Source organism: Pseudobutyrivibrio ruminis CF1b (assembly GCF_000424005.1).
GTDB lineage: Bacteria > Bacillota > Clostridia > Lachnospirales > Lachnospiraceae > Pseudobutyrivibrio > Pseudobutyrivibrio ruminis_C.
This window is the reverse complement of sequence record NZ_KE384121.1, coordinates 54,427-77,216: the sequence shown is the minus strand read 5'-3', so window position 1 is coordinate 77,216 and position 22,790 is coordinate 54,427. Positions and strand designations below refer to the sequence as shown.

General features: G+C 40.5%; 19 protein-coding genes. 13 read left to right on the top strand and 6 right to left on the bottom strand.

Going from position 1 to position 22,790, the window contains the following annotated elements; translation table 11 throughout:
* Positions 1-14 precede the first annotated feature (14 nt).
* A complete protein-coding gene (locus G592_RS0114570) occupies positions 15-1,802 on the bottom strand; it encodes an EAL domain-containing protein (RefSeq protein WP_028248450.1) in 1,788 nt (595 codons plus the stop codon).
* Positions 1,803-2,129: 327 nt separating this feature from the next.
* Between G592_RS0114570 and G592_RS0114565 the strand changes: the two genes are divergently transcribed.
* From G592_RS0114565 to G592_RS0114540, 6 genes are all read left to right on the top strand, one after another.
* Positions 2,130-3,194, top strand: coding sequence for a branched-chain amino acid aminotransferase (locus G592_RS0114565; RefSeq protein WP_028248449.1), 1,065 nt, complete (start codon positions 2,130-2,132; stop codon positions 3,192-3,194).
* Entirely contained in the window at positions 3,173-5,806 is a 2,634-nt protein-coding gene (locus tag G592_RS0114560; RefSeq protein WP_051194955.1) for an EAL domain-containing protein, read from the top strand. The genes G592_RS0114565 and G592_RS0114560 overlap by 22 nt, the downstream gene beginning before the upstream one ends.
* A gap of 61 nt (positions 5,807-5,867) precedes the next feature.
* Positions 5,868-7,133 carry a serine hydroxymethyltransferase gene (gene glyA, locus G592_RS0114555; protein ID WP_028248447.1) on the top strand — a complete coding sequence of 422 codons (1,266 nt, stop codon included), beginning with the start codon at positions 5,868-5,870 and terminating at the stop codon, positions 7,131-7,133.
* Between the two features lie 308 nt (positions 7,134-7,441).
* On the top strand, positions 7,442-8,116 hold the full coding sequence (hypB, locus tag G592_RS0114550; RefSeq protein ID WP_028248446.1) for a hydrogenase nickel incorporation protein HypB: 675 nt from the start codon (positions 7,442-7,444) through the stop codon (positions 8,114-8,116).
* A gap of 61 nt (positions 8,117-8,177) precedes the next feature.
* Positions 8,178-10,967: an FAD-dependent oxidoreductase gene (locus G592_RS0114545; protein WP_196801853.1), complete on the top strand. Its 2,790-nt coding sequence runs from the start codon at positions 8,178-8,180 to the stop codon at positions 10,965-10,967.
* A 64-nt stretch (positions 10,968-11,031) separates the two neighbouring features.
* Positions 11,032-12,030, top strand: a complete 999-nt coding sequence (locus tag G592_RS0114540) for an alpha/beta hydrolase (protein WP_028248444.1) — start codon at positions 11,032-11,034, stop codon at positions 12,028-12,030.
* Positions 12,031-12,080: 50 nt separating this feature from the next.
* On the opposite strand, the gene G592_RS0114535 is transcribed toward G592_RS0114540, so the two are convergent.
* The 5 genes from G592_RS0114535 to G592_RS0114515 all read right to left on the bottom strand — a co-directional run bounded on the left by G592_RS0114535 (position 12,081) and on the right by G592_RS0114515 (position 16,870).
* Positions 12,081-12,683, bottom strand: a complete 603-nt coding sequence (locus tag G592_RS0114535; protein WP_028248443.1) for an AAA family ATPase — start codon at positions 12,681-12,683, stop codon at positions 12,081-12,083.
* A 33-nt stretch (positions 12,684-12,716) separates the two neighbouring features.
* Positions 12,717-13,373, bottom strand: a complete 657-nt coding sequence (locus G592_RS0114530) for a hypothetical protein (protein WP_028248442.1) — start codon at positions 13,371-13,373, stop codon at positions 12,717-12,719.
* Positions 13,374-13,376: 3 nt separating this feature from the next.
* Positions 13,377-14,888 carry a TrkH family potassium uptake protein gene (locus G592_RS16710; RefSeq protein WP_051194954.1) on the bottom strand — a complete coding sequence of 504 codons (1,512 nt, stop codon included), beginning with the start codon at positions 14,886-14,888 and terminating at the stop codon, positions 13,377-13,379.
* A gap of 8 nt (positions 14,889-14,896) precedes the next feature.
* Positions 14,897-16,285 (bottom strand): Trk system potassium transporter TrkA, encoded by a 1,389-nt coding sequence (gene trkA / locus G592_RS0114520; RefSeq protein WP_028248441.1) that lies wholly within the window; start codon positions 16,283-16,285, stop codon positions 14,897-14,899.
* An 84-nt stretch (positions 16,286-16,369) separates the two neighbouring features.
* The gene (locus G592_RS0114515) at positions 16,370-16,870 is read right to left on the bottom strand and encodes a hypothetical protein (protein WP_028248440.1); all 501 of its coding nucleotides are present in this window, start codon (positions 16,868-16,870) and stop codon (positions 16,370-16,372) included.
* 153 nt (positions 16,871-17,023) lie between these two features.
* Here G592_RS0114515 and guaA point away from each other — a divergent pair, with 153 nt between their 5' ends.
* From guaA to G592_RS0114475, 7 genes are all read left to right on the top strand, one after another.
* Positions 17,024-18,571, top strand: coding sequence for a glutamine-hydrolyzing GMP synthase (guaA, locus tag G592_RS0114510; RefSeq protein ID WP_028248439.1), 1,548 nt, complete (start codon positions 17,024-17,026; stop codon positions 18,569-18,571).
* Positions 18,572-18,810: 239 nt separating this feature from the next.
* Positions 18,811-19,917, top strand: coding sequence for a GNAT family N-acetyltransferase (locus G592_RS17895; protein WP_242830184.1), 1,107 nt, complete (start codon positions 18,811-18,813; stop codon positions 19,915-19,917).
* A gap of 411 nt (positions 19,918-20,328) precedes the next feature.
* Positions 20,329-20,487 carry a hypothetical protein gene (locus tag G592_RS17635; RefSeq protein WP_155942215.1) on the top strand — a complete coding sequence of 53 codons (159 nt, stop codon included), beginning with the start codon at positions 20,329-20,331 and terminating at the stop codon, positions 20,485-20,487.
* A complete protein-coding gene (locus G592_RS17235; protein ID WP_051194953.1) occupies positions 20,474-21,274 on the top strand; it encodes a hypothetical protein in 801 nt (266 codons plus the stop codon). The genes G592_RS17635 and G592_RS17235 overlap by 14 nt, the downstream gene beginning before the upstream one ends.
* A 62-nt stretch (positions 21,275-21,336) precedes the next feature.
* A complete protein-coding gene (locus tag G592_RS0114485) occupies positions 21,337-21,663 on the top strand; it encodes a MazG nucleotide pyrophosphohydrolase domain-containing protein (protein ID WP_028248438.1) in 327 nt (108 codons plus the stop codon).
* 4 nt (positions 21,664-21,667) lie between these two features.
* Positions 21,668-22,156 carry a GNAT family N-acetyltransferase gene (locus tag G592_RS16695; protein ID WP_051194952.1) on the top strand — a complete coding sequence of 163 codons (489 nt, stop codon included), beginning with the start codon at positions 21,668-21,670 and terminating at the stop codon, positions 22,154-22,156.
* Complete coding sequence (locus tag G592_RS0114475) at positions 22,141-22,782, top strand: hypothetical protein (RefSeq protein WP_028248437.1); 642 nt, start codon at positions 22,141-22,143, stop codon at positions 22,780-22,782. Before G592_RS16695 ends, G592_RS0114475 begins: the two co-directional genes overlap by 16 nt.
* Positions 22,783-22,790: the final 8 nt, after the last annotated feature.

The following is a 22,790-nucleotide window of genomic DNA, read 5'->3' as shown; positions in this document are numbered from 1 at the left end:
GAAACCTCGCTTTCTTATTGGTACATGTATTTTAGATTATGTTCCTGAATAAATTTCAAAAATTCATGCTCTGGTAATGGTTTTGAGAAGAAGAATCCCTGTATGTAATCTACACCCAGTGATTTCATCTCGTCGAATTCTTCCTGTGTTTCAATACCTTCGGCTACAATCTGTATTCCCATAGAATGGGCCATTTCAATGACTGCATTAACAATAGCCTGAGCCTTATTATTTTTCTTAAAATACTCTTCGGATAAAAGCTTGTCTAACTTAACAACAGTGACAGGCATATCAATGATATAGTTAAGATTTGAACTGCCTGAACCAAAATCGTCAAGTGAGAAGGAAAGTCCGTGAGCTTCCAGTTTGCTCATGTTCTCATGAAGTCTTTCCTTACTTCTAAGTGAGCTTGTCTCAGTAATTTCCAAATTAATCAAATCTGGGTTAATCTGATAATCATCCAGCATCTGTAAAAGCTTAGTGGTAAAAGTAGGGCTTTCTCCCTGTTTTACTGACAGGTTAAGCTCAATATGTTTGATTCCAATTCGCTCTATATGATAAGACTTGATAAATGAAAGAGCTCTTCTGTAGATAGCATCAGAAAGAGGAATAATTCTACCGCTTATTTCTGCAATCGGAATAAATTCGTTTGGCTGCAGGTATGTACCGTCTATTAACTTGATACGAACAAGCGCTTCTGCAGATGAGAATGTGTTTGTTGCAAGGTTGAAAATCGGCTGGTAATGAACCTCGATTCTGTTGTTTTCCATTGCATCAATGACAAGTTTTTCAATATCTTTCTGATGACGTACATCTGACATTGTTTCAGCTGTAACCACAACCTCGTTTGATGAAGAATTGCCTTTGATGGTAGGTACATAGCTGGCCAAAAGCATCATCAATTCATCTGCATTTTCAGAAATAGAGCAATCAGGAATGATGGTGTAGAACGGTCGCATCAATGTGATGGCATTTCCCACATCCGAACTATTTTCTATAGATTGGAAGTAAGTGGATATCTGGTACTTTGTGCTCTCCAGGAAATCCGTATTTTCAAATATTAATAGGAAATAGCCTTCAGCTGTATCGAATATCTTTGCAGTATCTATTGAAAATAGAAATTCTGAAAGCATCTCGATTGTCTGGCGTAAAAGCTTATTTTCATCAGAAGATTCTGCCGATGTCTGGAACGAAATTCTCATGGCAGAAAAGTTTTGCTTAGTCTGATATAAATAATCCAAATATTCATGGATTACAGCCGAACTAAAGTGACCGGTACGTCTTGAAAGTGAACTCTGAGGATTTTCCAATTCAAAATACATAATTAGAGCACCGATACAAGATGCGAAGCTGACAATAAGCAGCTTAGGATTTAAAAACTGAATGATAGCTGAAATAGCCCAGACTGCCATCCATAAATTAAGAGCATATACTTTTTTGTCCTTTAAATGATTCCTTAGTAAAGCGGCAGCTATAATAATTGAAAGAATATAGATTGAAACAAAAACATAGGTGGCAATAGCTGCAGGACCGTAGGTATAAAGGGTCTGGCCGTCATAGTAATAATCAAGAGGAAGATATACTGTGACAATAACGCCAATAATACAGAATACCTGGTAACAAATACCTAAGAATTTCTCGTTTATAGTACCAAAATATTCAAAAATGTCTGAGACAGCATATCCTAAAGCAGAAAAGGCAACGCAATGAAGGGATATCAGATATAGTTTGCAAACTGCGATTACTACATATTCCTCATATCTTCGGGATTTTACAATAAAATAGCAGGATGCAATATCCAATAGAACGCATCCTAAGATTATAAATAGAATATATCTGAATTTTCGTTCAGAGCTTAGCCCCATTGTTGGTTGTTTAATGTAAAAAAATAGGAGCATAGCAATAATGACCAGCCCGCATACTTGTGTGTATATATTCATATAGTTGCCCCACTATCTAAACCTATTTGGATTATAGCATTAAAGGTCAGTTCTATTTGCAAAGAAACTATGAAAAAAATGTAAAAATAAAGGGATGATTTAGCGCACTAAAGTGTTGACGTATCGAAAAAAAAGTAAGATAATAAATCTCAAGTTTAAAATGTGAGCAAATGTTATGGAGGCTTAAAAATGGAAATCAGATTTGAAAAACGTGAAAAATTGAAGGATAAGCCAGATTGGAACAACCTTGGTTTCGGAAAGTACATGACAGATTACATGTTTATCTGTGATTGGGATAGAGAGATAGGTTGGCATGATGCAAGAATCGTCCCTGAGGGACCAATCGAGTTGGACCCAGCTTGCATGACTCTTCATTATGCACAGGAGACATTTGAAGGATTAAAGGCATATCGCAGAGAGGATGGAAAGATTCAGCTTTTCAGACCTGAGATGAATGCCAAGAGAATGATTAATTCTAATGAGAGACTTTGTATGCCAGGATTCCCAGTTGAGGATTTCGTTGCAGCTATTAAGGCTCTTGTTAAGGTAGAGGAAGACTGGGTTCCTACTCAGAAGGATACTTCACTTTATATTCGTCCATTTATGTTCGCTACAGAGTCAGCACTTGGTGTACATATGGCAAAGTCATACAAGTTTATGATTCTTTGTTGTCCAGTAGGAGCATATTACGCTACAGGTCTTGACCCAGTTAAGATTTTAGTAGAAAATGAACTTGTTCGAGCAGTTGCAGGCGGTACTGGCTTTACAAAGTGCGGTGGTAACTATGCAGGTTCTATTGCAGGTCAGGTAAAGGCAGAGAAGCTTGGATATTCTCAGGTACTTTGGCTTGATGGTAACGAGAGAAAGTATGTAGAGGAAGTTGGAACAATGAACATCATGTTCAAGATCGACGGCGAGATCTGGACAGCACCTACAGTAGGTACTGTACTTCCAGGTGTTACCAGAGATTCTATGATTCATCTTCTTAGGGATTGGGGATACAAGGTTAGAGAAGAGCGCCTCGCAATTGATGACCTTATGAAGGCAGGCCATGATGGCAAGCTTGAGGAGGTCTTCGGTACAGGAACAGCAGCTGTCATCTCACCAGTAGGTGAGCTCCGTTATAATGACGACGTTGTTGTAATAAATGGAGGTAAAACCGGAGAGCTTACACAGAAGCTTTATGATACTTTAACAGGCATTCAGTGGGGAAGATTACCGGACAAGTATGGATGGACTCAACTAGTAGATTAATCAATGAATTAGAAGTAAATAATGATGACTTACAGTCTCTACAGGACTCATTCTGTAAAGCCAATGATATGTATATGATATGCATTGGCAGAAAGCGTGGTCAGCTTACATCCTTCTCAGGTTCAAAGCCTGAGGAGGATTTTGTTGATGCCAATTTTCCAGAGAGTCTCAGGAAAGAGCTGATAGAATCCTTTGTGGATGGTGCACCGGAAAATATTGTGGAGCGCGCTGGCACAGAGGATTATTTTTTATACAGAAGTGTTGCATTTAGAGGTGAGAAGGATGAGGTCGTTGGCAAATGGCTTTGTTTTGCTGTCGATAAGGATAAGGTTCCAGCAGGCAAAGAGCTTCCAGCATCACTTCGCAAGACTACACTTATTCAGTTTGATAAGGCTATTGCTTTACTTGAAACATTTTCAAAGCATTTCGTGACAGAGATTCTTCGCAATGAGCAGCTTAAAAAGAAGCTTTCTCAGACTCAGAGCGAGGAAAAAGAGGTTGAAAACAAGCTCATAAAAAATGAATTGATGACTGAGATTTTACGTCTGATGGAGTCAGATGATTCTTTTACAAATGTGGCTAATGAAATCCTTGCCTACGCAGGAAAATATATTGAGTGCACTAACACAGCACTTGTACAGATGTCGGTAGATGGTCAGACCGCAGATATGATTTTGGAATGGAACATGGGAGATGATAAGCTTTCGCCTATATTCCAGGGAGTTCCTGTAAAAGAGCTTCCATTTATGAACGGTAAGCCATACACCATTTCCAGTGATGCAGCTCTTCCAGATGCGTTTATGGATTTCTTCGGAAAGTATGCAATCAAGAGTGCCATCCTGCTTCCTATCAATGTGGATGATGAGGCGGCTATGTACCTTTGCTTCCTTTCAGTTAAACAGGACCGACAGTGGACTGTTGATGAGATTCGATTCTCAAATGACATCAAGAATATTTTGCACTCTATTTTGATTAAGAAAATTACTGCTAATTCCCTTGCTGGTTCATATTCAGCATTGGAGTCTATTTTGCAGAATGCAGGCTACGGTGTAGTAGTGGTGGATTCAGAGCAAAAGCAGGTACTATATAAAAATGATACTTTCGGCGACATGTTCGATAATTCCATCGATTCCGTTGCTGTTGAGGAACTTATATTTAATAAGAACTACAGCCTTTCAGAACTTAATGGCTATTCTGCAAACGGCTCTGGAAAATGGTTTGATATCAGTGTTGCAGATATCAGATGGGTAGATTCAAGAGAAGTGAGACTTATCACTTTCTACGATACCACCGATATTCGCAACTACCAGAAGAAGGCCGAAAAACAGGCTCAGACAGATACCCTTACAGGTCTGTTTAACAGACAGGCATGCGAGAAGGATATCGCCATGGAATATCACATCGCCACCAAGCTTGGAAAAGAGTTTGCAGTGCTGATGTTTGATATTGATAATTTCACTACCATGAACCAGGGATTAGGATATCGCATAGGCGACGATTTGCTTGAGTTTATTGCCCACAGCATTGACGAAATCTCTTATGTTAAGGGTAAGTGCTACCGTATTGGTGGTGATGAGTTTGCTGTTCTTGTAGACCATGAAAATATTAAAAACCTTGATATTATCATCAAGAGAATCATGAATCTTTTTGATAATCCTTGGGTTTTAGACGATAAGGAATACTTCTGCACAATAAGTATGGGAGGCTTAAAGGCTCCTGAGAATATTTCCGATGCTTCAGCTATTTTGACACGTCTTACAATTGCCCTTCATGGCTCAAAGGAAAAGAGTCATAATAGCTTCCAGTTCTACAACGAAGAGGCAGAGGTTATCGTGGCTGAGAAACAGGAGCTGGAGGACGATTTAAAGAAAGCTGTAAAGCACGGCTGCAGAGAGTTTGTAGTTTACTATCAGCCTATAATGGAATTTGTTGGCGGTGTGCCAAGCTGCTGCGGTGCAGAGGCATTGGTTCGCTGGAATTCTGAAGACAGAGGTCTTGTGATGCCATCAGGATTTATTACAGAGGCTGAGGAGCAGAATCTGATTGGAGATATTGGTCACTATGTACTTTTAGAGGCTGCTAAATCCTGCAAGCACTGGAATGATTTTGGTCATCCTGAGTACAAGATTAATGTTAATATTTCGCCTGTTCAGCTGGTTCAGAAGGATTTTGTGGACAGGTTGGATGCGGTGCTTAAGCAGACAGCTATCAATCCTAAGAATCTGACTCTTGAGGTGGCTGATGACTTTGGTCCAGGTGCACTTCCAAAGGCGGTAAAAGCTCTTGATGCCGCTCGTGCCCTTGGTTGTAGAGTTGCCCTTGATAATTTTGGTGCTTCAAATTCAGCTTTAAATAATATTAAGAATTTACCAATTGATACCATAAAGATAGACAGAACCTACGCAAAGGATATGCAGGGTGATACATTTGCCCAGTCGTTTGTAAAGACCGTTGCTGAGCTTGCAAACTCAGTGGATGTGGATGTTTGCGTGGAGGGTGTTGAAGAAGACAAACAGATTACCATGATTGGAGATTATCCAATTAATCTGGTTCAGGGATTCTTCTTCGATAAGCCACTTTCAAAGGAGGAATTTGGCAAGAAATATATTTAGGTGAATGCCGGTATACCGGTTCACAATAGAACTATTTTAGAAGTAATAGAAAGGGAAAGTAATGTACACATTAAAGGACATCAAAAACACAGATCCAGAGATCGCAGAGGCAATTGTTAAGGAATTCAATCGCCAGTCAGAGCACATCGAGCTTATTGCTTCAGAAAACTGGGTATCTCCAGCTGTAATGTCAGCTATGGGCTCAGTTCTCACAAACAAATACGCAGAAGGATACCCTGGAAAGCGTTACTATGGTGGATGCCAGGAAGTCGATGTTGTAGAAGAGCTTGCAAGAGAAAGAGCAAAAGAGCTTTTCGGATGTGATTATGTTAACGTTCAGCCACACTCAGGCGCACAGGCTAACATGGCAGTTCAGTTTGCCGTTCTTAAGCCAGGCGATACAGTAATGGGTATGAATCTTGATCACGGCGGACATCTTACTCATGGTTCACCAGCCAACTTCTCAGGAACATACTTCAACATTGTACCTTATGGAGTAAATGACGAAGGCGTAATCGATTATGATGATGTTGAGAGAATTGCAGTAGAGTGCAAGCCTAAGATGATTATAGCAGGTGCATCAGCATATTGCCGCAAGATTGATTTCAAGCGTTTCAGAGAGATTTGTGATAAGGTTGGCGCTGTCCTTTTCGTAGATATGGCTCACATTGCAGGACTTGTTGCAGCAGGTGTTCATGAGAGCCCAATCCCTTATGCAGATATTGTTACAACAACTACACACAAGACTCTTCGTGGACCTAGAGGTGGTATGATTATGGCCACAGCTGAGGCAAACGAGAAGTACAACTTCAATAAGGCTGTATTCCCAGGAATCCAGGGTGGTCCACTTATGCACGTACTTGCTGGTAAGGCAGTATGCTTTAAAGAGGCTCTTGACCCATCATTCAAGGAGTATGGTCAGCAGATTGTAAAGAATGCTCAGGCACTTTGCAAGGGCTTACAGAACAGAGGAATCAAGATTGTTTCTGATGGTACTGACAATCACCTTATGCTTATCGACCTTACTCCATTTGAGCTTACAGGAAAGGTTGTAGAGAAGCTTCTTGATGATGCTCATATCACAGCAAACAAGAACACTATTCCAAATGATCCTAAGTCACCATTCGTAACTTCAGGTATCCGTCTTGGTACTCCTGCAGCTACAACTCGTGGTCTTAAGGAAGAGGATTTCGACAAGGTGGCAGAGGCTATCGCTGTTGTAATCAAGGAACAGGAAGCTGGTGTTGATAAGGCTCGCGCTATTATTAAGGAGCTTACAGACAAGTATCCACTTCCAGGCGAAGCAGAGTTTAAAGCTGAGGTATAAAATTAAAAAATATGGGTTGATTGCTTTTTGCAATCAGCCCTTTTTTTATCCATTTGACATATTCTACAGTTTTTAATTATAATGCTTGTTAATTATTCCTAAAAAGAATAGAAGCATTCTAAAAGATAATACACACGTGTGTATTAATGGCGCTTTGTACTAGAATTTATACGGACTAAAGACATCAACCTAATTGACAATAATTTATCAATTAGGTTATATTTATATACAGAGGAAACTCTAAATATTCATTACAGTTTACTTTTATGTGGCTTATCACACACTTGCTAGATAATGTGGAGGGATAAATGGAAGACTACAAAGTAATAGAGGTGAAGCAGAGTATCTTTGAAGATAACGATGCTGACGCTGAAAAGCTTAGGGGCGAGTTAAAAGCTCAGAAGACATTTTTAGTTAATCTTATGTCTGCTCCAGGCTCAGGAAAGACCACCACTTTATGCCAGACAATTTCACGTCTTAAAGACGAAATGCGCATTGGTGTAATGGAGGCTGATATTGATTCTGATGTGGATGCTGCCACTATTCAAAAAGCTGGCGCTCGCGCTATTCAGATACACACAGGAGGCATGTGTCACCTCGATGCTGACATGACCCGTCAGGGTCTTAAGGAATTTGGTACCGAGGATTTGGATCTTGTTTTCCTGGAAAATGTTGGAAATCTTGTCTGCCCGGCAGAATTCGATACCGGTTCATCGAAGAATGCCATGATTCTCTCGGTTCCAGAGGGAGACGACAAGCCACTCAAGTACCCACTGATGTTTTCAGTATGTGATGTGGTGCTTATTAATAAGTGCGACACCCTACCGGTGTTCACAGAGTTCTCTAAAGAGGCTGTTAAAGAAAGAATACACAAGCTAAATCCTAATGCTAAGGTCATATTTGTTTCGGCAAAAACTGGCGATGGCTTTGACGAATGGGTTGACTGGTTGAGGGGCCAGGTGAATTCTTTCGTTAATGAATAGTCTTTTTGAGGTGTAGTATTAATAATTTTTAAGGTTTTAGTTAAGGAGGATAATAACTAATATGGGTATTGGACCAGATAACTTGGGAGATTTTTATCCTGATTGGGTAAACGATTTAAAGGATGAGGACCTTCGTCCTGAGATTCTAAAGCTTGGAAAGGTAATCACAGACCGTGCAAAGATTAAGCTTGGTCTTCAGAAGATTACAAAGTATGATCCAGAGTACTGGGCAGTTGCAAATCTTGCACCTACAAAGGAAATTGCAGAGCTTGCACTTTCTATGGGTGGCATCAGAAAGCCAAAGACCTTCAAGGAGCTTCTTGCAATTACAGGTCTTGATGAGAAGACTCTTGAAGAGAGATTAGAGAAGGCTAGCTGGACTGGTCTTTTAGAGTGGAACTACGAGAACGATGCTCACGAAAAACAGTGGGTTCTTCCAATGTTCGTTCCAGGTTCTGCTGAGTTTTCTAACATGAATCAGGATTTCCTTAACGAGCATCCTGAGATGGGACGTTTCTTTGAGCGTATGAGCCGTCTTCCACTTGAGGGACTTACACACATGGTACCACCAGGAGGCGCTGGTATCGGTATGCACGTTATCCCTGTAGAGGACGCTATTTCAATGGAGCAGGAAGCAATTGGACTTGAGAAGATTTCTTACTGGCTCGATAAATACGAAGGAAAGTATGCTAAGTCACCATGTTCATGCCGTCTTTCTAGAAAGACATATGACGAAGGCTGCGCTGACGATCCAGAGGGTTGGTGTATCGCAGTTGGTGATATGGCAGACTACGTTGTTGAGACAAATAAGGGTGGTGTATACATCACTCGTGAAGAAGCTCTTGAGATTTTCAAGCAGGCTGAGGACAACGGCTTCGTTCACCAGATCACAAATATCGATGGCGAGAACAAGATTTTCGCTATCTGTAACTGTAATGTAAATGTATGTTACGCACTTCGTACATCACAGCTTTTCAACACTCCTAACATGTCACGTTCAGCTTATGTGGCTCACGTTACAGCTGAGGACTGTGTTGCTTGTGGTAAGTGTGTTGAGAACTGTCCAGCAGGTGCTGTTAAGCTTGGTCAGAAGCTTTGCACAGCTGATGGTAAGCAGGTAGAGTATCCAAAGCAGGTACTTCCTACAGAGAAGAAGTGGTCTACTGATGAGTGGAATGACAATTATCGTGACACAAACAGAATCAACTGCTATGAGACAGGTACAGCTCCATGTAAGACAGCCTGCCCTGCACACATCGCTATCCAGGGTTACCTTCGTATGGCAGCTCAGGGCCGTTACAAAGAGGCTCTTGCTCTTATCAAGCAGGACAATCCACTCCCAGCTATCTGCGGTCGTGTATGTAACAGACGTTGCGAGGCTGCTTGTACAAGAGGTACAGTTGATGAGGCTATCGCAATCGATGAGGTTAAGCGTTTCTTAGCAGAGATGGATCTCAAGGCTGAGACACGTTACATCCCTAAGAAGATTGTTCCTTCACAGAAGGGTGAATTTACAGAGAAGGTTGCTATCGTTGGTGCAGGTCCTGCAGGTCTTTCATGTGCTTACTACTTAGCACTTAAGGGCTACAAGCCTACAATCTTCGAAAAGAGCAATCATCCAGGTGGAATGCTTCGTTATGGTATTCCTTCATTCGTACTTGAGAACAACGTTATCGACGCTGAAATCGAAATCATCAAGGAGCTTGGTGTAGAGATTAAGTGTGGCGTTGAGGTTGGTAAGGACATCACTCTTGACGAGTTACGTAGCCAGGGCTACAAGGCATTCTACGTAGCTATTGGTTGCCAGGGTGGTAATCGTCCAAACGTACCAGGTGATGATGCTATCGGCACAGCTACAGCTGTTGATTTCCTTCACGAGTGTTCAGAGAACGAGAAGTACGATATCAAGGGTGACCTTGTTGTTATCGGTGGTGGTAACGTTGCTATCGACGTTGCTCGTTCTGCTAGACGTGTTGGTAATGAAAAGGTTTCTATGTTCTGTCTTGAGAGCAGAGACATCATGCCAGCTTCTCCAGAGGAAATCGAAATCGTTGAGGCAGAGGGCGTTGAGCTCAACTGCGGATGGGGACCAAAGGAGGTTCTCGTTGACGAGGCAGGCGCTGTTAAGGGTATCGTTCTTAAGAAGTGTACTCGTGTTAAGGATGAGACAGGTCGTTTCTCTCCACAGTACGATGAGAATGACACAATCACAGTAGAGTGTAAGCACGTTATCTTCTCAGTAGGACAGCGTAGCGTTTACGGAGATCTCTTCAAGGGCTCAAAGGTTGTTATCGAGCGTGGTCCTAAGGCTGATGCTCTTACATACCAGACAGATGAGCCAGATATCTTCGTAGGTGGTGATATGTACACAGGACCAAAGTTTGCAATCGATGCTATCGCAGCTGGTCGTGAGGGTGCTATCTCTATCCACAGATTTGTTCAGCCACACAGCTCTCTTACAATCGGACGTAACCGTCGTGATTTCGTTGAGCTTAACAAGGATGATCTTCGTATTGATGATTACGATCACAGCCCACGTCAGATTCCAGGCGTATCTAAGACTACTGTTGACGGAGAGCTTACATTCCGCGACAAGACAGTAGAGCTTACAGAGGAGCAGATCAAGATTGAGACAGCTAGATGTCTTAAGTGTGGTGCTTCTGTAGTAGATGAGAATAAGTGTATCGGTTGTGGTGTATGTACAACTAAGTGCGAATTCGACGCTATCAAGCTTTACAGAGAACACCCAGAGTGCTCTAAGATGACTCCTTCAGAGGATAAGCTTAAGTACGTGCTTCCAAATGGATTAAAGCAGCGTGTAAAAGTTACTTTCAAGGGTGGTCGTAAGTAATAGATATTGATATAATTAAGAGTGTCACATATGTGACACTCTTTTATTTTGGAGGCATAATGTTATGCATTTTTATTTATTTGCAGAAGGTTTCGCACAGGCTGTACGAACTATCATTTTAGTTTATCTTATACTTACATTTGTGTTTACCGTATATTCAGTGGCTCGCATGTTTTATTATGAACACATTGGTAATGACGTGAAGGGCGGTAGAGCCCGTGTAAAGGAGCTTTCAGCCAACGGTAGATATATTCAGATGCCAGTTTATTCCATGCAGGAGATGGCAGAAGATAAGCATAAAAGAGACGTAAGGCTGATGTATTTCCCAGCAGATGAACCAAGGGATAAAAGATTTGCCATGGTTCTTCCAGGCGGTGGTTATGCCCATGTATGCCTAAAGGAGGAAGGCTATCCTGTGGCTGCAGAGCTTAATAAGATGGGGATCAATGCATTTGTTCTGGATTATAGAGCTGGCAGGGATTGTGCACCATTTGCTCCAATGGAGGACTTAGGAGCGGCACTTCGTATTATTCAGGATAATCCAGAAAAGTTTGATGTCACTTTTGATAATTATGCCCTTGTAGGCTTTTCTGCAGGAGGCAATCTTGCAGGTATTTTTGCTAGTCACAAATTTGGATACATGGATTACCAGCTTCCTAAGCCAGGAGCCATTATATTGGGGTACCCATGGACATGCGTAAATGACTTTTTACATCATCCATATTGGAATATTTGGATTGGTTTACTTGGAGTTTGGCTTTCTAACAGAGGAAGCTACTATATGTTTGGCTTGAGACATATTAGAAAAGGACGTCAGCTTTTAGATGTTCAGAATTATATAGAAGAGGATTACCCAAAGACCTTTATGTATTCTGGCAGCTGGGACGTGCTGGTGCCAGCCAGCCGCCATGCAGATGTGTTTGATGCGGCTCTTACAGAAAAGGGCGTAAAGCATGTTTACGAGAAATACTTTGGCTTACCACATGGAATTGGCCTTGGTAAACGTACTAAAGCATCAGGATGGCTTAGTAAAGCTGTAGATTTCTGGCTCGAAAACAAATAATAAAAAAAACATCTTGTAACTATCAAGCTACAAGATGTTTTTATTTTTATTTACTCTGGAAATGCTTCTGCAAGCTCACAGATTGTCTTTACACACATTTCCTCTCCAAGTGAGCCACTGTCAAGGATGACGTCGTACTCTCTAAAATCACCCCAGTTTTTATCAGTGTAATACTTGTAGTATGTTTTACGCTGCTTGTCTTTTTTAGCTAGGCGCTTTTCAATACTGACATTCTCAATATTTTCGTAGCGCTCTAATACACGTTTCTTGCGGTGTTCCATATCTGCATGAATCATAACGTTCATGCAACGGATACCTTCTTTGCGAAGAATATAGTCAGCGCAACGTCCTACGATTACGCAAGGTCCCTTGCTGGCGCACTCGAGAATAACTTTCTTTTGCGCAATAAATATCTCATCCTGTGGGCTCTGGAAATACATTGTTCCAGCTGCAGAAATATCAAACCACATTGCTGTTGAGGAAGTATACTCGCCCTGAGTTTCGATGAGCTCCTTGGCGTAGCCGCTTTCTACAGCAACTCTGTTTACAATTTCCCCATCATAAAAAGGAATGTTCAATTGCTTAGCAACAGCTTCCCCAATGCTATGACCACCGCTGCCGAATTCTCTTGAAATAGTAATTACTGGATACATAGTGGTTCCCTCCAATCAATTTTCTTACCACTATTATAAAATATTTTCGGATAAAAAGTCAAAAAGTGTTGCATTTGTCAGATTATTGATTTTTCCGCCAACTGGGGCGTCTTCGCCTGAATCTCCGCATATATCCACACCAATTATTTCATGATTTGCACACAATTGGTCAAGCATTTCCAACATAGTGGAAAGTTTCATATCGCCCTGATCCCAGTCGGTGATGGCATCATCCGTACAAAGAACGTCCTTATCTATGGAAATATATATAGGTAAATCCTTTGAAATCTGCTCAATAGGCACTTCTTCACCTACACCATAGGTATAAACCTGCTTGAGGTGCGGAAGGCTCTCCTGGGCCTCTAAAACCCATCCTCCGCAGGAGGTAATCATGCCAAAGCTAGGAGGCTGGTTATCAGGATGATGATCAAAGAGAATCAGATTGAAATCCTCCTGAATTTTGGTGAGCCAAAGTAGGCTCAGATAATGATAGTTTCCGGAATCAATAAAGTGAATTCCATCAGCGCCAAAAGGCACAAGCCTATCTATCAGGACTTCCTTGGCAAGGTCGTCCAGATAGCAGCGTGTGCCTTCTATTGATTTGCAATCTAAGATGCAACAATCTTTAATTTTTTCGTAGAATGACTGATAATCGTATGCTTCAGTCATCTTCATTAAAACTGTATTCATAAATTATTTTTTAAAATCGTCATTAAGTACTTTGCCAGCGTGCTTTAATTTTTTTACTTTGCGCTTGGTAAACAAGTCCTGCCAGATATTTGGATGGAAGAGCATCAAAATAGGGAAGAGCTCTAATCGTCCTGCAAGCATATCAAGAATAAGCATAATCTTAGATATGTCTGTGTAAAACGCAAAGTTTCGGGTAGGACCAACCATACTAAGGCCAGGTCCGATATTACTAAGGCAGGCAATAACAGATGTAAATACAGTTGAAAAATCAATATTTTCAAAAGATAAAACAAATACGCTTACGAAGAACACAAGCATAAATGTACCGAAGAAAACGTTGTTTGAACGAACTGTATCGTGAGTAACTGGCTTGCCATCCATAAGTGTCTTTCTAATGCTACGTGGATGGATGTAGCTGATAAGCTCCTTGTGTACAGCCTTTCCCATAAGAACAAAGCGGGAAACTTTAATTCCACCACCTGTAGATCCTGCGCAGGCACCGATGAACATAAGAAGTACTAAAACGCAGCGGCTTGTCTGTGGCCACATATCAAAATCAGTAGTAGAGAAGCCTGTAGATGACTGGATAGAGGTAACCTGGAAGGCTGCCTTTGTAAGTGCATCGAAAAGGCCAGCACTGCAGCTTAATGTGTTTAAAGTAATAATGACAATGGAAATTCCAGTAAGGAAAGCGTACATTCTAACTTCTTCCATACGGAAGGCATCTCTTGCATGATGGAAAAGTACATAGTAGTAGAAGTTGAAATTTACACCGAATACAAACATGAAAATAGCAACTATCCACTGACATGCCACATTAAAGCCACCGATACTGCTTGAGTAGATACCAAAACCTCCAGTACCTGCTGTGGCAATTCCTGTATTGATAGCCTCAAATGGAGTCATTCCTGCGATTAAAAGAAGGATAATCTCCAATGCACATAAACCTAAGTAAATAAGATAGAGCATCTGTGCTGTGTTCTTAAGCTTAGGTACAAGCTTTCCAACAGATGGTCCAGGTGACTCTGCTTTCATAAGATTGAACTGAGAACCCTCACCACCGGCCAAAGGGATGATAGTAAGAAGGAATACTAAAACTCCCATACCACCAACAAGGTGAGTAAAGCTTCGCCAGAACAGAGAGGCATGTGATAAAGCCTCTACATTATCCAAAATAGACGCTCCAGTTGTGGTAAAACCTGAAACTGTTTCAAAAACTGCATCGATAAAGTGAGGAATCTCGTTTGTAAGCCAAAGCGGGATAGCACCGATTACTGATAAGATAACCCATGAAGCTCCGGTGCAGAAGAATCCTTCCTTAAGATAGAAGGAAACTTCCTTTGGTTTTATTCTACTGTTAATAATTCCGAGAATGAGGCAAGGTACCGCAACAACAGCGTAATCTACCCAAACATTCTCGTGATATATAAGTGCTACAAAAATCGGTAGCATCAAAAATATTCCCATGAATCCCACTACATAAAGCAGGATAAAACGAATGACGGAATTATTCATGCCCTATTTTACCTCAATGTATCTAATATAGTTCCAAAGCCAGTATGTGTGGTAACAACCATGACTGTGTCTCCGACCTCGATAGTGTCAGAACCGCTTGGGATAATGATTTTACCGTTACGATTAATAAAGGCAATTAAGACATTGTCTTTAAACTGTAAAACTGAGAATGGAACGCCAGTAGCATTTGATTTCTCAGTAATGTTAAACTCGATGGCCTCTACCTTTCTATCAAACATATGATAGAGTGTGAGGATATCATCACCATCGCCAGATGCGCTCTTGGCACGTACATAGGCGATGATTGATTCAGCTGTAATATGGCGTGGATATACCACAGAACCAAGGTTAAGCTGAGATAATACATTATCAAAATTAATACGGTTGACTTTTGTTACAACTTTCGCATTACTTACCTGATTAGCATAAAGTGTGAGAAGAACGTTCTCTTCATCGATTCCTGTAAGAGGGACAAAGCTCTCTACATACTCGATGCCTTCTTCACGAAGTAACGCTTCATCGCCACCATCACCGTTGATAATAGTAGCCTTTGGAAGTGCAACTGAAAGCTCTTCACAACGCTCCTTATTACGCTCGATAATGCGGACATTGATACGAGCCTGAAGGAGAAGGTTTGCAAGATAATATGAAGCCTTACCTCCACCAACAATAAGACAGTCCTTAACCTGACGTGTTTTGAATCCGATTTCATTTAAGAATGTACGGGCGAAACGTCTGGCACCTACGGCGCTGACAATATCGTTAGCCTGAAGAGTGAAATCACCGGTAGGGATAACAATCTCAGAACCACGCTTTACAGCTGTAACAAGCACCTTGCTAGAGATGTTTGAGCTAAGGTCCTTAATCTTAAGACCATCGAGAACATTGCCTTCTTCGATTTTAAACTCAACCATTTCAGCCTGGCCGTGGGCAAATGATGAAACCTCCAATGTAGATGGAAGAGAAAGGATTGAAGAAATCTCCTTTGCAGCCTCCAGCTCAGGGTTAATAATCATTACAAGACCAAGCTTTTCCTGAAGGTATGAAATTTCCTTTGAATAGTCTGGGTTTCTAACTCTTGCGATAGAAGCGCAATCACCAACCTGCTTTGCAATTGTACAGCAGAGAAGATTAAGCTCATCAGAGTTAGTAACAGCGATGATAAGATCAGCATCCTTAATACCTGCTTCCAACTGTGTGCTGTAGCTGGCACCGTTTCCCTGAATGCCCATGATATCGTAAAGATTTGTAAGATTATCTATTCTTTCCTGTTTCTGGTCGATGACAACGATGTCGTGACCTTCTTTGGAAAGTCTGTCAACGAGGGTGCGACCAACCTTACCGCATCCTACAATTATTATTTTAAGTCCCCTTTTTTGAGACGAACTAAACAACATCTTAGAAAATGCCTCCAAAATAGTATTAGGAGATTACATAATCTCCCATATGATAATGTAATCTATATGGGGCAAAAGTTCAAGTTAAATCCTTACGTCCACGCGGCGTGTGATTCTTTGGGCAGCGCTGTAAAGGTCGTTTAAATACTTGGAATCTTTGTCGAAGAACTTTGAGAATTTTTCTTTACTATATAGCTTGGAAGCAGATTCATAAACAGACATGGAGCCGTCTTTATCCACAGTGATTCCGATTTTCTTTAAGTCAGATGCGTATTCTTTATTGAGATTTTTTATCTTCGATACAGCATTCTTTACAGATGTGCTGTTACCCGCATAGTTTGCCCCGGAATCCAGCGTATTATTAACAGCATCAGAGAATGCCTTGAGTTTTTCCTGAATTTCAGCCTCGGTCCCATCTTCAAACTTGTAGTCCTGGAGTCTTCTGACAGCATTACGAAGGGCACTTGCATCGGCAAAAGAGAGAGTGCCTACAGTGGCATCCTTTCTGGTTGAACCTTTTACAAGTGCTGAGTACTGTCCATAATATAATCTTAGTGAAAGGGAATTGGTAACACTTATACTCATATGAAGCTCCTGAAACCCTGCATAGTTACATATTTCTATATACGTTATCGGATACGAAGAATAAATTATTAATATTAACTGTTGAAGAAAAAGGGAAAAGCATATATTATATAGGAAATTTAAATATCAATTATAATTTCAAAGGAGCGACTAATGAACCAGGAAAAAGTCATCGTTATTGACTTTGGCGGTCAGTACAATCAGCTTGTAGCCCGCCGTGTCAGAGAATGTAACGTCTATTGTGAAATCTATTCTTATCGTACCCCGCTTGAACAAATCAAAGAAATGAATCCTAAGGGAATCATCCTTACAGGTGGTCCAAATTCATGCTATGAGGAAGGTGCCCCTACTTACACTAAGGAGCTTTTCGAGTTAGGAATACCTGTGCTTGGTCTTTGCTATGGCGCACAGCTTATGATGCATGTGCTTGGAGGAAAGGTTGAAAAGGCCCCAGTCCGTGAATATGGTAAGACTAAGACTTATATTGATGGAGCAGGCGATACTTTATTCGCAGGCGTTGAAAAATCAACTATCGTTTGGATGAGTCACTTCGACTACATCAGCAAGGTAGCTCCTGGTTTTGAAATAATTGCCCACACAGCAGACTGCCCAGTTGCAGCATCAGCTTGTGAGGAGAAGAAGCTTTATGCAATTCAGTTCCACCCAGAGGTGCTTCACACTGTTCAGGGTAAGGACATTTTATTTAACTTTGTTCGTAATATCTGCGGTACAGCAGGTACTTGGCGCATGGATTCATTCGTTGAGCAGACTATCGGCGAGATTCGTGAGCAGGTTGGCGATGGTAAGGTATTGCTTGCACTTTCGGGTGGTGTTGATTCATCTGTACTTGCAGCACTTCTTGCAAAAGCTATCGGCAAGCAGCTTACATGCGTATTTGTAGATCACGGTCTTCTTCGTAAGAACGAGGGCGATGAGGTTGAGGGCGTATTTGGTCCAGCTGGTTCATTTGATATCAACTTCATTCGTGTTAACGCAGCAGACCGTTATTACGCAAAGCTTGCTGGCGTAGAGGAGCCAGAGCAGAAGCGTAAGATTATCGGTGAGGAATTCATCCGTGTATTCGAGGAAGAGGCTAAGAAGATTGGCACTGTTGATTTCCTTGCACAGGGAACTATCTACCCAGACGTTGTAGAGTCAGGACTTGGCGGCGAGTCAGTAGTTATCAAGTCTCACCACAACGTAGGTGGCCTTCCAGATTATGTTGATTTCAAGGAAATCATCGAGCCACTTAGAAACCTTTTCAAGGATGAAGTTCGTAAGGTTGGTCTTGAGCTTGGATTACCTGAGTATCTTGTATTCCGTCAGCCATTCCCAGGCCCAGGTCTTGGTATCCGTATCATCGGAGAGGTTACAGCTGAGAAGGTTCGCATCGTTCAGGATGCTGATTATATTTATCGTACTGAGCTTGCTGAAGCTGGTCTTGCAAAGCTTCCAGATCAGTATTTCGCAGCCCTTTCAAACATGCGCTCTGTAGGTGTTATGGGCGACGAGCGTACTTACGATTACGCAGTAGTGCTCCGTGCAGTTGAGACTGTAGACTTCATGACAGCAGAAGCTTCAGAAATCCCATTCGAAGTACTTCAGCGTGTTATGAGTCGTATCATAAACGAGGTAAAGGGCGTTAACCGCGTAATGTACGATTTGACTTCTAAGCCACCTGGAACAGTGGAGATGGAATAAACAAAAATCTTCATACTGAGAAAAACGTGACATTTGATTAGTTTTGTGGTATAAACAAATAGTCGTGCTATGAATGTATAGTTCGTAGCACGGCTTTTTTAATGAAATAACAAATTGGAGGAAAATGAAATGGTAATGTTTTTAAAGTTAAGAAATATCTAAAAGCATGAGACTTATTGAATAGTTTCATGCTTCGATCAACTCGAAACTAAAAAACTATTTATATAAGGAGAATCGAAATGATATTTCAGGACAATATAATTAAAGAGTATTTAAGAAACGTTTACTTTATTACAGGTACACCTTGCGGAGGCAAGACAACAGTTTCAAAAGCACTTGGCGAGAAGTTTGGTATTCCAGTTTATGATATTGATGAGCATTTTCCAGTTCATCAGGCTTTATCGGATAAAGAGCATCAGCCAAACATGAATAAAAGCTTTGAAAGCGCAGATGAGTTCTTTGGCAGAGAGCCAGAGGAGTATAAGCAGTGGTTACTTGATAACACAAGGGAGCAGTTGGATTTTGTTCTATTGGATCTTATAAGATTATCTCAGAATGGGCCTGTTATTTGTGATTGCCATTTGACACTAGACCAGGCAAAGACATTAACTGAGCCATCAAGAATAGCATTCATGCTTCGAGAGCCTGTTGATATAGTTGATGAGTATTGCAACAGACTAGACCATCAGGGCTTTAAGGAATTTATAGAAAGTACTACTAATCCTGAGGCGGCAAAGGCAAACTGTAATGAAACTCTATGCTCTTTGAATGCCAATCCTTATAATTCTATCAAAAACAGCGATTACTTCTGGCTTGAGCGTGACGAAAACAGAACTGTTGAGGAAACAGCGAATCTTGTTGCCAAGCATTTCGGATGGTGTTTACCTGAGGACTTTGAGATACAAAAGGTTGATAAAGGTACACCGTTGGCAGATGATTTATTGAAGTTTATAGAGGGCTGTTCATGGATTGAAGTAAAGGAGCATATCGCAAACCTTGTGAGAAACTGGGAGTTTTCTGATTGGGAGACCATGTTCGTAGCAAAGGCTAACGGTAATATAATCGGAATGGCATCTGTTATGAAAGAGGATTATTATCCTTTGCCAGAACTATATCCTTGGGTATCCTGTGTGTTTGTGACAGAAGAATACCGCGGACACAGAATAAGCGGAAAGCTGATTGATTATGCCAATGAGTATCTGAAGGAGCAGGGATTTACAAGAAGCTATATTCCTACACCTTGGGAAAACGCCGGATTATACGAACACTTTGGATATTCCTTCGTAAAAGAGATTACTAATTATGGTGGCGACGATGATTTCCTGTATTCAAAGGAAATAAAGTAAATATGGATTATTTTGAATAGATATCTTCAAGAGAGCCGAGAAATCGGCTCTCTTTTTTATTTTGTGGGGATGCAGTCATCAGATGACTTGACATTTTATTGGCAGGGAGTTATATTTCTATCTATCGTTTGAAAGGTGATGTTAATTTATCACTGTCATGGCAGATTATTTCATTTCGCCAAAGTTTTCCAATTTATTTTTTGATGTTGAAGAATGGATTTACGGGTAAATTGCTATTTACTGTCTCTGCACCCGTAAATTTAAATTGTTGTTTTTGAGGGTTACGGGCGGGATTGACTCCAATGTAAGTTTTACCCGTAAGAAATAAAAGTTGTTACGGGTGAGTATATTGAATGGCTGAATTCACCCGTAAATTGAGAGCAGGTTACTTTAGGATAATGAGGAAATGCTGTGAAAAGATGGAATATTTACGGGTATATTGCAGGAGTTATAAATAATACCCGTAAAAATTTTTTTAGTGTTTTTAAACTTACGGGTAAAAAAGGTAATCTATTTGCTTCGCCCGTAAATGTAGTTGATTATGGAGGAATGGCTGTTGAAAAATTATAAAATGGACTTAGTAAAGCAATTGAATGAAATAGAAAATCTGATAGCAAAAGGGAATAGAAATATCGCAAAGCTAAAAGATATTCCTGACTTTAAAGTAAATGTTTCTAAAAGTCACGGTAGCACACAATATTATCTGGTTGATAGAAGCACTGGAATAAAGAAATATGCCGGCAAGAAGCAGTTGAGGCTTGTGAATAAAATTATTCAAAAGGATTATGAAATGGCTGCTGTAAATATTTTAGAAATGCAGAAGACTAAGCTTGAGCAAATTATAAATACTTATGATATAGAGATAATAACTAAGCTATATGAGGATATGCCTGAAGCCAAGAAAAAAATGATAATCCCCATTATAGAGCCAGATGAAATGTATATTCAAAGATGGCTGGAAGAGCATACAGGTAATCAGAATCCATTCCCAAGCGATGGTAAGTACTATACCTCACAAGGTGTTTATGTTAGATCAAAATCTGAAAAGATAATTGCAGACTTGCTGGATAAATATAATGTGCCATATCGCTATGAGCCATTGCTTGAGCTTAATAGCAGATATACAGTCTATCCTGATTTTGTGATATTAAATGTGAGGAAGCGGAAGACTATTTATTGGGAGCATTTGGGAATGCTTGGAGATGTAGATTATGCTAGGAAAAACTTCGAAAAAATAGCCATATATGAACAAAATGGGTATAATGTGGGAGATAACCTTTTAATATCAATGGAATCAGAGGATAAACCATTTGATGCTAAAAGTGTAGAGAACAAGATTAAGAAGTATTGTATTTGACATAGATACTAATTTTGGCAGTTAAACCTGCCAAAATTGAATTATTATTTAGGGAGAAGATAATGGCGGATTTTACAATTAATGAGATGCAGGAAATGCAAAGACAGCTTCAGGATAAATATAAAGATAAATGGGAGCCTATTGGTCCGGAGACGGGGAAGAATAAGCTGCTGTGGATGGTTGGAGAAATTGGTGAAGTCATAGACATTGTTAAAAAGAATGGTGGGACAAAAGCCTGCAATGATGCCGAACTTAGACACCACCTTGTGGAAGAGATGGCAGATGTCCTCATGTACTACAATGACGTGATGCAATGCTTTGGGATTACAGCAGATGAGCTTAAAGTTGCATATGAGAATAAATTTGAGACAAACATGAAGAGATGGTAGAGACATGCAGAAGATTAGATTACAAAAGATGACCAGAGAGCTTTGTCATGAGCTTTATAAAGGTTGGCAGAATGATGATGCTATTTTTATGGATATGTCAATGTTCAAGCCGTTTGAATACAGCCCAGAAAAGGTTGATAAATATTTTGATTCCAAACAGGAGCCAACAAGAATACTGTTTGCCATAATGCTTGAAGATAAGCCAATTGGTGAAGTTCAGCTGAAGCAAATTGATTTTGATAATAAAGAATGTGAACTCAGTATCCATATGCAAAATGATGATTTCAAATGCAAGGGCTATGGAACAGAAGCTGAGCGACAGGCTATTCAATATGCTTTTGATGAGCTAGGACTGGAAAAAGTAAATGCTGATATCATTGTAAAAAACACAAGGAGTCAGCATATCCTCGATAAGCTGGGATTCGAATTTATCAAGCAAGAGGGCGATTTTAAATACTATCATTTGGAGAAGAAAAAATGGCTTCAAGCATAATGCACTTGGCGATAACAAATGAGCTAACAAAAAAAATAGATTTTACTGATACGAACAGGCTTAAGTTTGGTGCCATCCTAGTAGATGCAGGGATTAAAGGCGAGAAGGAAAGGAATGCCCACTTAAAAATCTTTGTTAATGAGGGTACAAAGAAGACCTACGACTTTGACAGATACAGGCAAGAGTTTGGAGAGAAGATGCTTTCTGATGACCTGTACATGGGTTACTATCTTCACCTGGTTCAAGATGCCCTTTACAGGCAATATGTATATGTTAGGCATAGCTGGAACCCGCATAAACAGGGCAATGTAGAGCGATTGCATAAGGATTATGGGATTGTAAATCAGTATGTGATAAACAAGTATCAGCTAGAGAATGACGTTGTGATACCGGAGGATTTTGCCAACGAGGATCTCAACCAAATCAGCGATTTTGATCTGCCAAATTTTATGGCCAACCTAAACTACTACTTCCAGCCAATCAAAGAAGAGCCTATTTTCTTTTTCACAAAAGAAATGTCAGATGAGTTCATCAACGAGGCTATAGATTTTTGCACCAAAGAAATCGAGAAAATCCGGAGTGGCAAGCCTGGCATAGACATGATGGAATACGCATGGAATAACTAACGGAGGGG

What these genes read in the sequence shown, in the direction of transcription:
- G592_RS0114560 (WP_051194955.1), top strand. Translation starts at nt 3,173, where the DNA reads ATGGACTCAACTAGTAGATTAATCAATGAATTAGAAGTAAATAATGAT.
- G592_RS0114565 (WP_028248449.1), top strand. Translation starts at nt 2,130, where the DNA reads ATGGAAATCAGATTTGAAAAACGTGAAAAATTGAAGGATAAGCCAGAT.
- G592_RS0114515 (WP_028248440.1), bottom strand. Translation starts at nt 16,870, where the DNA reads ATGAGTATAAGTGTTACCAATTCCCTTTCACTAAGATTATATTATGGA.
- G592_RS0114530 (WP_028248442.1), bottom strand. Translation starts at nt 13,373, where the DNA reads ATGAATACAGTTTTAATGAAGATGACTGAAGCATACGATTATCAGTCA.
- G592_RS0114475 (WP_028248437.1), top strand. Translation starts at nt 22,141, where the DNA reads ATGGCTTCAAGCATAATGCACTTGGCGATAACAAATGAGCTAACAAAA.
- hypB (WP_028248446.1), top strand. Translation starts at nt 7,442, where the DNA reads ATGGAAGACTACAAAGTAATAGAGGTGAAGCAGAGTATCTTTGAAGAT.
- G592_RS16695 (WP_051194952.1), top strand. Translation starts at nt 21,668, where the DNA reads ATGCAGAAGATTAGATTACAAAAGATGACCAGAGAGCTTTGTCATGAG.
- G592_RS0114540 (WP_028248444.1), top strand. Translation starts at nt 11,032, where the DNA reads ATGCATTTTTATTTATTTGCAGAAGGTTTCGCACAGGCTGTACGAACT.
- glyA (WP_028248447.1), top strand. Translation starts at nt 5,868, where the DNA reads ATGTACACATTAAAGGACATCAAAAACACAGATCCAGAGATCGCAGAG.
- G592_RS0114485 (WP_028248438.1), top strand. Translation starts at nt 21,337, where the DNA reads ATGGCGGATTTTACAATTAATGAGATGCAGGAAATGCAAAGACAGCTT.
- guaA (WP_028248439.1), top strand. Translation starts at nt 17,024, where the DNA reads ATGAACCAGGAAAAAGTCATCGTTATTGACTTTGGCGGTCAGTACAAT.
- G592_RS0114535 (WP_028248443.1), bottom strand. Translation starts at nt 12,683, where the DNA reads ATGTATCCAGTAATTACTATTTCAAGAGAATTCGGCAGCGGTGGTCAT.
- G592_RS0114545 (WP_196801853.1), top strand. Translation starts at nt 8,178, where the DNA reads ATGGGTATTGGACCAGATAACTTGGGAGATTTTTATCCTGATTGGGTA.
- trkA (WP_028248441.1), bottom strand. Translation starts at nt 16,285, where the DNA reads ATGTTGTTTAGTTCGTCTCAAAAAAGGGGACTTAAAATAATAATTGTA.
- G592_RS17895 (WP_242830184.1), top strand. Translation starts at nt 18,811, where the DNA reads ATGATATTTCAGGACAATATAATTAAAGAGTATTTAAGAAACGTTTAC.
- G592_RS16710 (WP_051194954.1), bottom strand. Translation starts at nt 14,888, where the DNA reads ATGAATAATTCCGTCATTCGTTTTATCCTGCTTTATGTAGTGGGATTC.